Annotated in this window: 13 protein-coding genes and 2 tRNA genes; 10 read left to right on the top strand and 5 right to left on the bottom strand. The window is 69.2% G+C overall.

Annotation, left to right across the window (positions count from 1 at the left end; all coding sequences use genetic code 11):
* Nucleotides 1–30: 30 nt before the first annotated feature.
* The 5 genes from moaA to KY49_RS04070 all read left to right on the top strand — a co-directional run bounded on the left by moaA (nucleotide 31) and on the right by KY49_RS04070 (nucleotide 3985).
* Nucleotides 31–1143, top strand: coding sequence for a GTP 3',8-cyclase MoaA (gene moaA, locus KY49_RS04090; protein ID WP_042583463.1), 1113 nt, complete (start codon nucleotides 31–33; stop codon nucleotides 1141–1143).
* Between the two features lie 6 nt (nucleotides 1144–1149).
* On the top strand, nucleotides 1150–1767 hold the full coding sequence (gene mobA, locus KY49_RS04085) for a molybdenum cofactor guanylyltransferase MobA (RefSeq protein WP_042583462.1): 618 nt from the start codon (nucleotides 1150–1152) through the stop codon (nucleotides 1765–1767).
* 123 nt (nucleotides 1768–1890) lie between these two features.
* Entirely contained in the window at nucleotides 1891–3189 is a 1299-nt protein-coding gene (gene moeA, locus KY49_RS04080; protein ID WP_042583461.1) for a molybdopterin molybdotransferase MoeA, read from the top strand.
* A 38-nt stretch (nucleotides 3190–3227) separates the two neighbouring features.
* On the top strand, nucleotides 3228–3503 hold the full coding sequence (locus tag KY49_RS04075) for a hypothetical protein (RefSeq protein ID WP_042583460.1): 276 nt from the start codon (nucleotides 3228–3230) through the stop codon (nucleotides 3501–3503).
* The gene (locus KY49_RS04070) at nucleotides 3500–3985 is read left to right on the top strand and encodes a GNAT family N-acetyltransferase (RefSeq protein ID WP_042583459.1); all 486 of its coding nucleotides are present in this window, start codon (nucleotides 3500–3502) and stop codon (nucleotides 3983–3985) included. Before KY49_RS04075 ends, KY49_RS04070 begins: the two co-directional genes overlap by 4 nt.
* Nucleotides 3986–4075: 90 nt before the next feature.
* Here KY49_RS04070 and rmuC read toward each other — a convergent pair whose 3' ends face one another.
* The 5 genes from rmuC to pncB form a co-directional block, all read right to left on the bottom strand.
* On the bottom strand, nucleotides 4076–5545 hold the full coding sequence (gene rmuC, locus KY49_RS04065; protein ID WP_042583458.1) for a DNA recombination protein RmuC: 1470 nt from the start codon (nucleotides 5543–5545) through the stop codon (nucleotides 4076–4078).
* Nucleotides 5542–6531: a 2-hydroxyacid dehydrogenase gene (locus KY49_RS04060; RefSeq protein WP_042584551.1), complete on the bottom strand. Its 990-nt coding sequence runs from the start codon at nucleotides 6529–6531 to the stop codon at nucleotides 5542–5544. Before KY49_RS04060 ends, rmuC begins: the two co-directional genes overlap by 4 nt.
* 66 nt (nucleotides 6532–6597) lie before the next feature.
* A complete protein-coding gene (locus KY49_RS04055; RefSeq protein WP_042583457.1) occupies nucleotides 6598–8028 on the bottom strand; it encodes a sodium:proton antiporter in 1431 nt (476 codons plus the stop codon).
* A gap of 43 nt (nucleotides 8029–8071) precedes the next feature.
* The gene (locus KY49_RS04050; protein WP_042583456.1) at nucleotides 8072–8734 is read right to left on the bottom strand and encodes a LutC/YkgG family protein; all 663 of its coding nucleotides are present in this window, start codon (nucleotides 8732–8734) and stop codon (nucleotides 8072–8074) included.
* Between the two features lie 96 nt (nucleotides 8735–8830).
* Complete coding sequence (gene pncB / locus KY49_RS04045; protein WP_042583455.1) at nucleotides 8831–10030, bottom strand: nicotinate phosphoribosyltransferase; 1200 nt, start codon at nucleotides 10028–10030, stop codon at nucleotides 8831–8833.
* A 271-nt stretch (nucleotides 10031–10301) separates the two neighbouring features.
* On the opposite strand from pncB, the gene fdxA reads away from it, so the two are divergent.
* From fdxA to KY49_RS04020, 5 genes are all read left to right on the top strand, one after another.
* A complete protein-coding gene (fdxA, locus tag KY49_RS04040) occupies nucleotides 10302–10625 on the top strand; it encodes a ferredoxin FdxA (RefSeq protein ID WP_042583454.1) in 324 nt (107 codons plus the stop codon).
* A 101-nt stretch (nucleotides 10626–10726) separates the two neighbouring features.
* A tRNA-Asn gene (locus KY49_RS04035) sits at nucleotides 10727–10802 on the top strand.
* Nucleotides 10803–10873: 71 nt separating this feature from the next.
* Nucleotides 10874–10949: transfer RNA gene (locus tag KY49_RS04030), tRNA-Asn, on the top strand.
* Between the two features lie 111 nt (nucleotides 10950–11060).
* Entirely contained in the window at nucleotides 11061–11546 is a 486-nt protein-coding gene (locus KY49_RS04025; RefSeq protein ID WP_042583453.1) for a CreA family protein, read from the top strand.
* 54 nt (nucleotides 11547–11600) lie between these two features.
* Entirely contained in the window at nucleotides 11601–12503 is a 903-nt protein-coding gene (locus KY49_RS04020) for an AraC family transcriptional regulator (RefSeq protein ID WP_042583452.1), read from the top strand.
* The last annotated feature ends 103 nt before the right edge of the window (nucleotides 12504–12606 follow it).

Below are 12606 nucleotides of genomic sequence, written 5' to 3'. Positions count from 1 at the left end.
AATAGAGGTCTGGCTCGTACCGCTTTCAACATGTCCCGACGCATCATTCCCCTCGCCGACGTCAGCGGGTTGCCGGACGTCTCCGGCGCCGCGCACACCCCGGATGGCCTGCTGCACGACACGCTTGCGCGCCCGCTGCGCGACCTGCGCATCTCGGTGACGGATCGCTGCAACTTCCGCTGCGTGTACTGCATGCCGCGCGCGGTGTTCGACAAGGATTACCCGTTCCTGCCGCATAGCGCGCTGCTGACGCTCGAGGAAATCGAGCGGATCGCGCGGCTGTTCGTCGCGCACGGCGTCGAGAAGATCCGCATCACGGGCGGCGAGCCGCTGCTGCGCAAGAACCTCGAATTCCTGATCGAGCGCCTCGCGCGCCTGACGACCCACGACGGCCGCCCGCTCGACCTGACGCTGACCACCAACGGCTCGCTGCTCGCCCGCAAGGCGCGCACGCTGAAGGATGCCGGGCTCACGCGCGTGACGGTCAGCCTCGACGCGCTCGACGACACGCTGTTCCGGCGCATGAACGACGCCGACTTCGCGAGCGCCGACGTGCTCGACGGCATCTTCGCCGCGCAGGCCGCCGGCCTCGAGCCGGTCAAGGTCAACATGGTCGTGAAGCGCGGCACCAACGACAGCGAGATACTGCCGATGGCGGCGCGCTTCCGCGGCACGGGCGTCGTGCTGCGCTTCATCGAATACATGGACGTCGGCACGTCGAACGGCTGGAACATGGCCGAGGTGCTGCCGTCCGCCGACGTCGTCGCACGCATCGCCGAGCATTTCCCGCTCGTGCCGCTCGAGGCCCACACGGCGGCCGAAACCGCGCAGCGCTGGGGCTACGCGGACGGCGGCGGCGAGATCGGCGTGATCTCCAGCGTCACGCAGGCGTTCTGCGGCGACTGTACGCGCGCGCGCCTGTCGACCGAAGGCAGGCTGTACCTGTGCCTGTTCGCGACGGCCGGCCACGACCTGCGCGCGCTGGTGCGCAACGGCGCGAGCGACGCCGAGATCGCCACCGCGATCGCGCGCATCTGGCAGGCCCGCACCGACCGCTACTCGCAACTGCGCGGCAGCGCCATGGCCGACACGGCGGCCGAGCGCGCGGGCAAGCGCGTCGAAATGTCCTACATCGGCGGCTGACGCGCGATGGCCGCTGCCCCGCTCCCGTCGATCGCCGGCCTGCTGCTCGCGGGCGGCCGCGCAACGCGCATGGACGGCGTCGACAAGGGCCTGCAACTGCTGGACGGCACGCCGCTCGCGCTGCACGTGCTGCGCCGGCTCGCGCCGCAGGTCGACGAAACGCTGATCAGCGCGAACCGCCATCCGGAGCGCTATGCGGAACTGGGCGCGCCGTTCGGCGCGCGCGTGGTGCCCGATGCGACGCACGACTTCCCCGGTCCGCTCGCGGGCCTGCTCGCCGGCATGCGCGCGGCGCGCGCACCGCTCGTTGCGTGCGCACCGTGCGATTCGCCGTTCCTGCCCGAGGATCTGGTCGCGCGGCTCCACGCGGCGCTCGTCGCGCAGCACGCCGACATCGCCATGGCGGTCACGGTCGACGCGCAGCATCAGCGCGCTCCGCAGCCGACGTTCGCGCTGCTGCGCACGTCGCTGGCCGACGATCTCGCGGCGCGGCTCGACGCCGGCGACCGCAAGGTGCGTGCGTGGTACGCGCGCCACAAGGCGGTCGAAGTCGAGTTTCATGACGAGCGTGCGTTTTACAATGCCAACTCTTGGCAGGAGCTCGCCGCGCTCGCCCGTCGCTGACGGCGCCGGCCCGGTTCCCGCGCGCCGCCCGCCGCCTGCGACCCCGCGCAATCGCGCCGCCGTCGTCCAACCGGCTACGAACCCCGGCCACCAACCGATAAGCCTCGCGGCGCAGTCCGACTCATGACCACGCAATCCTCGTCCGCTTCCCGATCCGCAGCCGACCACGACGTGCCGCTGTCGCTCGCCGACGCGCAGGCGCTCGCGTGCCGCTGCGCGGCGCCGGTCGACGCGTGCGACACGGTGCCGTTGCGCGATGCGCTCGACCGCGTGCTCGCGGCCGACGTGACGGCGCCGTTCGACATCCCCGCATACGACAATTCGGCGATGGACGGCTACGCGTTCGACGGCGGCGAATGCGCGCACGCGTCGCCGGATGGCGACGTGACGCTCGCGATCGCGGGCGCGGCGTTCGCCGGCCACCCGTTCGACGGCGCCGTGCCCGCGCGTGGCTGCATCCGCATCATGACGGGCGCGCCGGTGCCGGCCGGATGCGACACCGTGATCCCGCAGGAGCGCGTGACCGCGCTGGACGGCGCGATCCGGTTCGCCGCGCGCGACGTGTCGCGCGGCGCGAACTGCCGCAAGGCCGGCGAAGATCTCGCGCGCGGCGCCTGCGCGCTCGCCGCGGGCCGCATCCTGCGCCCGGCCGACCTCGGCCTGCTCGCGTCGTTCGGCCACGCCGACGTGACCGTGCGCCGCCGCCTGCGCGTCGCCGTGTTCTCGACCGGCGACGAATTGCGCGCGCCGGGCACGCCGCTCGACCGCGGCACGCTGTACGACAGCAATCGCGGGATGCTCGTCGCGATGCTCGCCCGCTTGAACGCCGAACCGCTCGATCTCGGCATCGTCCGCGACGACCCGGCCGCGCTCGAAGCGGTGCTGCGCGACGCGGTCGCCGCGCACGCGGATGCGGTGATCACGTCGGGCGGCGTATCGGTCGGCGAGGCGGATTTCACGCGCGACGTGATGGCGCGCCTCGGCGACGTCACGTTCGCGAGTCTCGCGCTGCGCCCCGGCAGGCCGCTCGCGTGCGGGACGCTCGCGCCGCCGTCCGCCGGCGAACGCGGCGCGCTGTTCTTCGGCCTGCCCGGCAACCCGGTGGCATCCGCGGTGACGTTCTACGCGATTGTCCGCCCTGCTCTGCTGGCGATGGCCGGCGCGCAGACGCCGCCGCCCGCGCTGTACACCGCGCTCAGCACGCAGCCGCTGAAGAAGCGGCCCGGCCGCGCCGAATACCTGCGCGGCGTCGCCACGCGCGCCGCCGACGGCGGCTGGCAGGTCGCGCCGGCCGGCTCGCAAAGCTCGGCGTCGCTGAGCGGCCTCGCGGCCGCCAACTGCTTCATCGTTCTCGGCCATGACGCGGGCGCGGTCGACGCCGGCGCGCCGGTCGACATCCTGCCGTTCGACGGCCTGATCTGAATTCCATTTATCGGTATCACTACGGGGGCAATCCGCACATGAAGAAACAAATTTCGTCGATCGCCGCGGGACAGACCGCCAAGGCGCTGATCCTCGTCTACCTGACGTTCAGCGTGCCGATCGTGCTGCTCGGCATTCTCGTCGCATACGTCCGCTTCGGGATGGTCGAACTGAGCACGATCCTGAGTGCGCTGCTGCTGAACGCGGTGGTCGGCTTCGTGCTGCTGTGGATCGCCTGCCACGCATACAACTGGGTTGCGTCGCGCTTCGGCGGCATCGAGATCGTGCTGTCCGACCCGCCGGAGGAAGCGTGAGCGGCAGCCCGCTGATCCGCGCGGCCGAGGCACGAGACGTCGGCGCGATCCTCGCGCTGATGCGCGAGCTGGCGGAATTCGAACAGCTCACGCACCTGTTCGTCGCAACCGAGCCCGATCTCGCCGACGCGCTGTTCGGCGCGCACCCGGCGGCCGAAGCGCTCGTCGCCGAACGCGACGGTGCGCTCGTCGCGTATGCGCTGTTCTTCCACAACTATTCGACGTTCTTGGGCCGTCGCGGCCTGTATCTCGAGGATCTCTACGTGCAGCCGTCGCAGCGCGGCACGGGCCTCGGCACCGCGATGCTCCGGCAGCTTGCCGCGCTCGCCGTCGAGCGCCGCTGCGCACGCTTCGAGTGGTCGGTGCTCGACTGGAACCAGCGCGCGATCGATTTCTACGAGAAGATGGGCGCGACCGTGCTGCCGGACTGGCGCATCGTGCGCGTGACGGGCGACGCGCTGGATACGCTCGCCGGGCACTGAACCCGGCCGCCGCGGCAGCAGCCGTCAAAAGAAATGGGCGCTCATCGCGCCCATTTTCGTTTCAATGACGGCTCGCGTGGCCGACGCCGGTCACGCGTCGTCGGGATCGACACCGTCCGCGCCCAGCAGGCCGGCCGCCGTATCGCCCGGCAGCGCCTCTACCTGCTTGAGCTTGCGGTTCATCACGCGCGTGCGCTGCTCGGCCGCCTCGATCGAACGCGTGACCGTCTCCAGCTGCGACTTCGTGCGCGCGAGCACGTCGCCGAACTTGCCGAACTCCGTCTTCACCGCGCCGAGCACCTGCCAGACCTCGCTCGAACGCTTCTCGATCGCGAGGGTCCGGAAGCCCATCTGCAGGCTGTTCAGCAATGCGGTGAGCGTCGTCGGGCCCGCCACCGTCACGCGGTAATCGCGCTGCAGCAGGTCGGTCAGCCCCGGGCGGCGCAGGATCTCCGCGTACAGCCCTTCGGTCGGCAGGAACAGCAGCGCGAAATCGGTCGTGTGCGGCGGCGCGACGTACTTCTCGGCAATAGTGCGCGCTTCCGCCCGCACGCGCGCCTCGAGCGCGCGCGCGGCCTCGTCGACCGCGGCCGCGTCGGCCCGCTCCTGCGCGTCGATCAGCCGCTCGTAGTCCTCGCGCGGGAATTTCGCGTCGATCGGCAGCCAGACCGGCGGCGCGTCGTTCGCGCCGGCGTCGCGCCCCGGCAACCTGATCGCGAACTCGACCCGCTCGCTGCTCTTCGGCACGGTCGCGACGTTCTTCGCGTACTGGTCGGGCGTCAGCATCTGCTCGAGCAGCGCCTCGAGCTGCACTTCACCCCAGGTGCCGCGCGTCTTCACGTTGGTCAGCACCTTCTTCAGGTCGCCGACGCCGGCTGCGAGCGTCTGCATCTCGCCGAGCCCGCGATGCACCTGCTCGAGCCGGTCGGAGACCAGCTTGAACGACTCGCCGAGCCGCTGCTCGAGCGTCGCGTGCAGCTTCTCGTCGACGGTGCGCCGCATCTCCTCGAGCTTCGCCGCGTTGTTCGTCTCGATTTCCTTCAGGCGCTGTTCGAGCGTCGCGCGCACTTCGCCGATCCGGCGGTCGTTCGCTTCGGTCAGCTGCGTGAGCTGGCGGTTCAGCGTGTCGCCGAACATTCGCAGCGCCGCGCTCTGCTCCTCGCGCGCCTGCTGCGCCTGGCGCTGCAGGCTGTCGCGCATCGCGTCGAACTGCTGCGCGTTGCCGGCGACGAGCTTCGCGAGCTGCTGCGCGAAACCGTCGATCTGGTTGTTCTGCACGGTGGCGACGCTCGTGAGCTGCGCGGCGAGCGTCTGCTGCAGCCGCGCAAAGCTGCCCGCCAGTTCGGTGCGCGAGCCGCGCGCGCCCTCGACGATCTCGCCGCGCAGTTCGCGCTCGAGCCGCTCGACCGCGCGCACCTGCGCGTGCGCGGCGTCCTCGATCTGGTCGCCGAGCACCGCCACGTCGTCGTGGCGGCCGCCGCCCCGCACGATTGCGACGACCGCCACCGCCAGTGCGGCGGCCAGCACGACGACCGCCGCGAGCAACAACGTGATCGTCATGCGCGCGTCTTCCCTATCACGTCCGGGTTGATCGGGTTCGGCGGACGCCCCGCGCGCGGCCCTTCGCCCAGTGCGGCGATCAGGTTGTCGGCGGCAAGGTTCGCCATCGCGCGGCGGGTCTTCTCGGTCGCACTCGCGATGTGCGGCGTCAGCACGACGTTCGGCACCTCGAGCAGCGCCGGATGCACGCTCGGCTCGCCCTCGTACACGTCGAGGCCGGCCGCGGCGATCTTCCGGTCGCGCAACGCGGCCGCCAGCGCCGCGTCGTCGACGATCCCGCCGCGCGCGATGTTGGTCAGCGTCGCGGTGGGCTTCATCAGCGCGAGCTCGGCCGCGCCGATCGTGTGGTGGTTGTCCTTCGTATACGGCAGCACGAGCACGACGTGGTCGGCGCGCGACAGCAGCGCTTCCTTCGACACGTACTCGGCGTTCAGCGCCGCTTCGATCTCGGGCGCGACCCGCGACCGGTTGTGATAGATCACCTGCATGCCGAAGCCTTGCGCGCGGCGCGCGAGCGCCTGCCCGATACGGCCCATGCCGATGATGCCGAGCGTCGAACCGTAGATGTCGTGGCCAAGAAAGCCGTCGTATTCCCACTTCTGCCAGCGCCCGGCGCGCAGCCAGTGCTCGGCTTCGGCGATGCGCCGCGCGGCTGCCATCATCAGCGCCCAGCCGAAATCGGCGGTGGATTCGTTCAGCACGTCCGGCGTGTTGGTGCCGAGCACGTTCGCCGCGTTGAACGCGGCCATGTCGAAATTGTTGTAGCCGACCGCCATGTTCGACACGACGCGCAGGCGCGGCGCCGCCGCGAGCGTGGCCGCGCCGATCGGGTCGCCCGCCGTCAGCGCGCCGTCCTTGTCGGCCAGCCGCGCGGCGAGCGCGTCGGGCGCGAGCGCATCGCCATTGTTCCAGTCGACTTCGAAATACTGCTCGAGCCGTTCGATCACGTCCGGGAAGATCGGACGCGCGACCAGGATCTTCTGCATCGCCATCTCCGCATGCCGCGGGGGGCTCGTTCGCCGGCCACCCGCTCCTTGTTGAAAACCGTCAGCTTACGCCGTGAAGAACAGCCACGTCGTCAGCAGGAACACCGGCACCAAGATCACGACCGCCCAGCCGAGATACGCGAAGAAGCTCGGCATCTTCACGCCGCGCGACTCGGCGATCGCCTTCACCATGAAGTTCGGCGCGTTGCCAATGTAGCTGTTTGCGCCCATGAACACCGCGCCCGCGGAAATCGCCGCGAGCGTCGTCGCGCCGGTGGTCATCAGCGACTGCGCGTCGCCGCCCGCGAGGTTGAAGAACACGAGGTAGGTCGGCGCATTGTCGAGGAACGACGACAGCAGGCCCGTCGCCCAGAAGTACATCGCGTCGACCGGCTTGCCGTCCGGCCCCGTGACGAGATGGACGATCTGCGCGAACGCGCCGTCCGCGCCCGCGCGCAGGATCACGATCACCGGCGCGATCGTCACGAAGATGCCCGCGAACAGCTTCGCGACCTCCTCGATCGGCGCCCAGTTGAATGCGTTGCCCTCGCGCGCGGAGCGCGGCGTCAGCGCGAGCGACGCGAACGTCACGGCGACGAGCGCGACGTCGCGGACCAGGTTCTGCAGCGCGACGTGCGTGCCCAACACGTCGAACGTGACGCCGGGCTTCCAGATCCCGCTCAGCAGCACGAGGCCGACCACCACCGCGAGCAGCACGAAGTTGATCTTGCCGTCGATCGACAGCCCGCCGCCGTCGGGCGTCGGGTCGAGCGCGACCGGCCGCTCCTCGCCGCCCTTGCGGTAGTAATACGTGTCGAGCGCGAAGAAAATCGTCAGCAGCACCGCGCAGATGAACAGCATCGGCAGCGCGAGATGCGTCGTCGTCCAGAAGAAGCTCACGCCGTTCAGGAAGCCAAGGAACAGCGGCGGATCACCGAGCGGCGACAGCGAGCCGCCCGCGTTCGCGACGAGGAAGATGAAGAAGATCACGACGTGCACGACGTGCTTGCGATTGTCGTTTGCACGCAGGAGCGGCCGGATCAGCAGCATCGCGGCGCCGGTCGTGCCCATCACGCTGGCAAGCAGCGTGCCGAGCGCGAGGATCGCGGTGTTGAGCTTCGGCGTGCCATGCAGGTTGCCGTTCACGCAGATCCCGCCCGCGACCGTATAGAGCGCGGCGAGCAGCACGATGAACGGGACGTACTCCTCGAGCAGCGCGTGCACGAGCGTGCCGAGCGCGGTGCCCGCGCCGAACACGACGGCGAACGGCACCAGGAACGCGACGGCCCACGCGGCCGCGATCTTGCCGAAGTGGTGATGCCAGAACACCGGAGCCACGAGCGGGAACAGCGCGATGGACAGCAGGATCCCGGCGAACGGGACGCCCCACAGGGCGGACAGCGTGGCGCCGTCGAGCGTCGCGGCCGATGCGAGCGCGGGAGCGGCGCCAAGCGCAGCCCCCGACGCCATGCCCGCCCAGGCGGCATGTCGTTTCATGCGGAACTTCCTTTGTTGAACAGTGGTGGATGCAGCGGGCGCGTCACGCGCCCCGTACGACGATCACGTGGACGCGGTACGGGCCGTGCGCGCCCAGCACGATGGTTTGCTCGATGTCGCCCGTGCGCGACGGGCCGGACACGAAATTGACCGCACGCGGCAATTCGCCGCGCTCCGCGCGGATCAGCGCGAACGCGTCCTCGTGGCCGGCAACGATCCGCGACGCGGGCACGATCGCGATGTGCGTCTCGGGCAGCAGGCCGGCCGACGCATAAGTATCGGGACCGGACAGCAGAACCAGCGAGCCGGTTTCCGCCGTCGCGCAGAAGCAGCCGGTCAGACCGACGAGATCACCGTCGGCCGGCTTGCGGCATTCGACGGCCAGCCCCGCGCCCGCCCAGTCGAGGTCGGCCAGCGTGCGCCACGCGACAGCCTGCATCGGCAGGCCGTGCGCCAACAGGTAGCGGGCCGCGGCGGCGGGTGCGTCGGCCAGCGTCGCGACTTCGTCGACGGTCGTCGCGAGCTTCGTCGCTTCGTCGACGAACGCGGCGACCAAGTCGGCCGGCGCCGGCGGACGCGGGCCTTGCGGATGACGGGCGAGGTAGTCGTCGACACCTTCGCGCTCCGTCGCGTCCGGCTCGGCCGCGCGCCCCTGCGCGGCGCGGATGCGCGCGAGGATCTGGCGACGGGCAGCGGAAGTGTCCATGAACGGTCCTCGTGACGTTGGCGGGCGATACCGTCGGATTATACCGGCCGCCCCTCGCGCCACGCACCTTCGGCCGAACGGCCAAAAGACCGGCGACTATTGCGACGCGTCGTCCTCGACCGGCTGCGCGATGCCGAACACCTGGCGCAGGTACGCGAGATATGCCTTGTCGTCGCACATGCTCTTGCCCGGCGAGTCGGACAGCTTCGCGACCGGCTGGCCGTTGCAGCGGACCATCTTGATCACGATCTGCAGCGGCACGTAGCCGAGGTCGTTGGTCAGGTTGGTGCCCACGCCGAACGCGAGCTTGCAGCGGCCGCGGAACCGTTCGTACAGCTGCATGACCTTCGGGATGTCGAGCGCGTCGGAGAACACCAGCACCTTGGTGCGCGGGTCGCAGCGGTTCGCTTCGTAGTGCGAGATCATCCGCTCGCCCCATTCGAACGGATCGCCCGAATCGTGGCGCGCGCCGTCGAACAGCTTGCAGAAGTACATGTCGAAGTCGCGCAGGAACGCGTCCATCCCGTAGACGTCCGACAGCGCGATGCCGAGGTCGCCGCGGTACTCCTTCGCCCACATCTCGAAGCCGTAGATCTGCGAATCGCGCAGCCGCGGCCCGAGCGCCTGGCACGCCTGCAGGTATTCGTGCGCCATCGTGCCGAGCGGCGTGATGCCGTGCTTCATCGCGTACAGCACGTTGCTCGTGCCGGCGAACTGCGGCCCGAGGCCGTCGCGCAGCGTGCGCGCGACCTCCTCGTGCCACACCTTCGAGAAGCGCCGGCGCGTGCCGTAGTCGGCGATCTTGCAGTCGGCGAATTCCGGCTTCGCGCCGAGCAGCTTGATCTTCTCGCCCAGCCGCCCGCGCCCCTCGCGGTAGTCGGGCTCGCGTTGCGTGTTGCGGAAGTACACCTCGTTGACGATCGCGAGCACCGGGATCTCGAACAGGATCGTGTGCAGCCACGGCCCCTTGATCTCGATGTCGATCTCGCCGTTGCCCTTGGGCGACGGCGTGATCGAGATGTATTTCTCGTTCAGGTGAAAGAGCGCGAGGAAATCGACGAAGTCGCTCTTGATGAAGCGCATCCGGCGCAGGTAGTCGAGCTCGACGTCGGTAAAGCGCAGCGCGCACAGGCCGCGCACCTCGTCGCGCATCTCGTCGATGTACGGCACGAGATCGACGCCGGGCGTGCGGCACTTGAAGCGGTATTCGACGCTTGCGGCCGGGAAGTGATGCAGGACGACCTGCATCATCGTGAACTTGTAGAGATCCGTGTCGAGCAGCGAAGTGATGATCATGGTGACGGCACCGCCAATTTCGGAACCGGCCCCGGCGCACCGCGCGCCGCCCGGTCTGCCGGCCATGTTACCCGAATGCGGGCCGGACCATCGGGAAACCGCAGCGCGCTGCCCTGCGCGGGCCGCTCCGGACAGGCGCTCATAAACTAATCACGAAACGGTATAAGCTGGAAAGCCGGCCACGTGATACGGGTTTTGCGCATCAGTTACAATGCCGCTTTTGGCGCATACGCCACCCCATATATACCGACCGCCAAGCAGGAGCGTTTTAATGACTCACGTTGTGACCGAAGGCTGCATCAAGTGCAAATACACGGATTGCGTGGATGTATGCCCGGTGGATTGCTTCCGTGAAGGTCCCAACTTTCTCGCCATCGATCCGGACGAGTGTATCGACTGCGCCGTGTGCGTCGCCGAGTGCCCGACCAATGCGATCTATGCAGAAGAAGACGTTCCGGGCGATCAGCAGCAGTTCACCGCGCTGAACGCCGAGCTGGCGAAGAACTGGCCGTCGATCACGAAGACGAAGCCGGCGCCGGCCGACGCTGACGAGTGGAAGGACGTGCAGGAAAAGCTGCACCTGCTCGAGCGCTGATCGCGCGCATGCCCGCCGGAAAAAAAATTTTGCGCGGCGGGCATAAAAGGTGTTGACAGCCTAACCAACACCCCATAGAATCTCGTTTCTCTGCTGTTTGTTCCCCGATAGCTCAGTCGGTAGAGCGCCGGACTGTTAATCCGTAGGTCCCTGGTTCGAGCCCAGGTCGGGGAGCCAAAAATGCAAAGAGCCCGTTGAAAGTGGACGGGTTTTTTGATGGCCACCAAACGCAGAAGATACCGATTTATTCCCCGATAGCTCAGTCGGTAGAGCGCCGGACTGTTAATCCGTAGGTCCCTGGTTCGAGCCCAGGTCGGGGAGCCAAACAGCGAAAGGCCCGTCAAGCGACGGGCCTTTTGTTTTTCCGGCGTCGGCACGATAACGCGATCCGAGCGTGCTAGAGTCTCTGTCCCGCAATCGCTTCAGATTTCGCCGATGAAGAGCCGTCTTGCCGCCGTCGCGCCGTCCGCCCTCCTCCTCGCCACGCTTGCCGCCGCGCCGCTCGCGCACGCGGAGGAAGTCGGCAGCGTCAACACCAATTTCCGCCTGACGGGTTCCGACCGCGTGGTCGTCGAGGCCTACGACGATCCGCTCGTCGCCGGCGTGACCTGCTACGTGTCGCGCGCACGCACCGGCGGGATCAAGGGCTCGCTCGGCCTCGCCGAGGATCCGAGCGAGGCGTCGATCGCGTGCCGGCAGGTCGGCCCGATCAGCTTCACCGGCCCGCTCAAGCAGCAGACCGACGTGTTCAGCGAACGCATGTCGTTCATCTTCAAGACGCTTCATGTCGTGCGCGTGGTCGACAAGAAGCGCAACACGCTCGTCTACCTGACCTACAGCGACCGGGTCGTCAGCGGCAGCCCGAAGAACAGCGTGACCGCGGTGCCGGTGCCGGCCGCCACGCCGATCCCCGTCAAGTAAGCCGCAACCGGCACGCGGGACTACACTGTCGATTCGCCCGATCCAGTGCCCGCCATGTCCGCCGCCCGCCTCCGAGATTCCGCCCGCTACTGGCGCACCCCGCTCCTGCCGGACGCGGATCTCGTCACGGCCACCTATCGCGACCACACGTTCGCGCCGCACTGGCACGACGCGTACACGATCCCCGTCATCGAAGCGGGCGCCGAACGCTATGTCTGTCGCGGCGCCGGCCATGTCGCCGACACGGGCACCGTCCCCGTGATCAATCCCGGCGAAGTGCACACCGGCTCGCGCGCGGCCGACGACGGCTGGCGCTACCGGGTCTGCTACGTGCCGGTCGAGTTCATCCGGTCGCTCGCGAGCACGATCGCCGGACGCCCGCAGGATGCGCCGTGGTTTCCGCACGACGTGATCCGCGATCCGGATCTTGCGGCCCGGGTCGCGCGGGCGCACCGGATGATGGAGGCCGGCAGCGTACGCGCGCCGGCGCCACATGACTGCGGGCCGCCGGCCGACGCCACCGCGATGCCCGACGCGCCGCGGATCTACGACCCGCTCGCCGCCGAGACGGCGATGCTCGACGCATTCTCGACGCTGATCGTGCGCCACGCGGACGCGCATCTGCGGCCGGCGTCGCTCGTCGCGGACGAACCGCGCGTCGAAGCGATGCGCGAGCGGCTTGCCGCCGACCTGACGGGCGCGGTCACGCTCGACGAGATCGCGCAGGCGGCGGGCTTGTCGCCGTTCCATGCGGCGCGCCTGTTTACGCGCACGACCGGCATGCCGCCGCACGCGTGGCGCAACCAGTTGCGGTTGCAGCGCGCGCTCGCGCCGCTGCGCGCGGGCGCGGCCGTCGCCGAGGTTGCCGCGGCCAGCGGCTTCGTCGACCAGAGCCATTTCACCCGCCACTTCAGGCGGATGTTCGGCGTGCCGCCGGGGCGCTGGCAGACACGCTGACGCCCCGGCGCATCGCTGCAGGCCGCCGGCGACGCACGCAACGGCGCCGCCTGCCCGGCAGCGCAAGAACGTACAAGCCGCCCGTTCGCCGGCCCGCTATCCT

Source organism: Burkholderia sp. MSHR3999, assembly GCF_000833595.1.
Classification (GTDB): domain Bacteria; phylum Pseudomonadota; class Gammaproteobacteria; order Burkholderiales; family Burkholderiaceae; genus Burkholderia; species Burkholderia ubonensis.
The sequence above is the reverse complement of the archived record's forward strand: the minus strand, read 5'-3'. Positions and strand labels throughout refer to the sequence as shown.

What these genes read in the sequence shown, in the direction of transcription:
- moaA (WP_042583463.1), top strand. Translation starts at nt 31, where the DNA reads ATGTCCCGACGCATCATTCCCCTCGCCGACGTCAGCGGGTTGCCGGAC.
- mobA (WP_042583462.1), top strand. Translation starts at nt 1,150, where the DNA reads ATGGCCGCTGCCCCGCTCCCGTCGATCGCCGGCCTGCTGCTCGCGGGC.
- moeA (WP_042583461.1), top strand. Translation starts at nt 1,891, where the DNA reads ATGACCACGCAATCCTCGTCCGCTTCCCGATCCGCAGCCGACCACGAC.
- KY49_RS04075 (WP_042583460.1), top strand. Translation starts at nt 3,228, where the DNA reads ATGAAGAAACAAATTTCGTCGATCGCCGCGGGACAGACCGCCAAGGCG.
- rmuC (WP_042583458.1), bottom strand. Translation starts at nt 5,545, where the DNA reads ATGACGATCACGTTGTTGCTCGCGGCGGTCGTCGTGCTGGCCGCCGCA.
- KY49_RS04060 (WP_042584551.1), bottom strand. Translation starts at nt 6,531, where the DNA reads ATGCAGAAGATCCTGGTCGCGCGTCCGATCTTCCCGGACGTGATCGAA.
- KY49_RS04055 (WP_042583457.1), bottom strand. Translation starts at nt 8,028, where the DNA reads ATGAAACGACATGCCGCCTGGGCGGGCATGGCGTCGGGGGCTGCGCTT.
- KY49_RS04050 (WP_042583456.1), bottom strand. Translation starts at nt 8,734, where the DNA reads ATGGACACTTCCGCTGCCCGTCGCCAGATCCTCGCGCGCATCCGCGCC.
- pncB (WP_042583455.1), bottom strand. Translation starts at nt 10,030, where the DNA reads ATGATCATCACTTCGCTGCTCGACACGGATCTCTACAAGTTCACGATG.
- fdxA (WP_042583454.1), top strand. Translation starts at nt 10,302, where the DNA reads ATGACTCACGTTGTGACCGAAGGCTGCATCAAGTGCAAATACACGGAT.
- KY49_RS04025 (WP_042583453.1), top strand. Translation starts at nt 11,061, where the DNA reads ATGAAGAGCCGTCTTGCCGCCGTCGCGCCGTCCGCCCTCCTCCTCGCC.
- KY49_RS04020 (WP_042583452.1), top strand. Translation starts at nt 11,601, where the DNA reads ATGTCCGCCGCCCGCCTCCGAGATTCCGCCCGCTACTGGCGCACCCCG.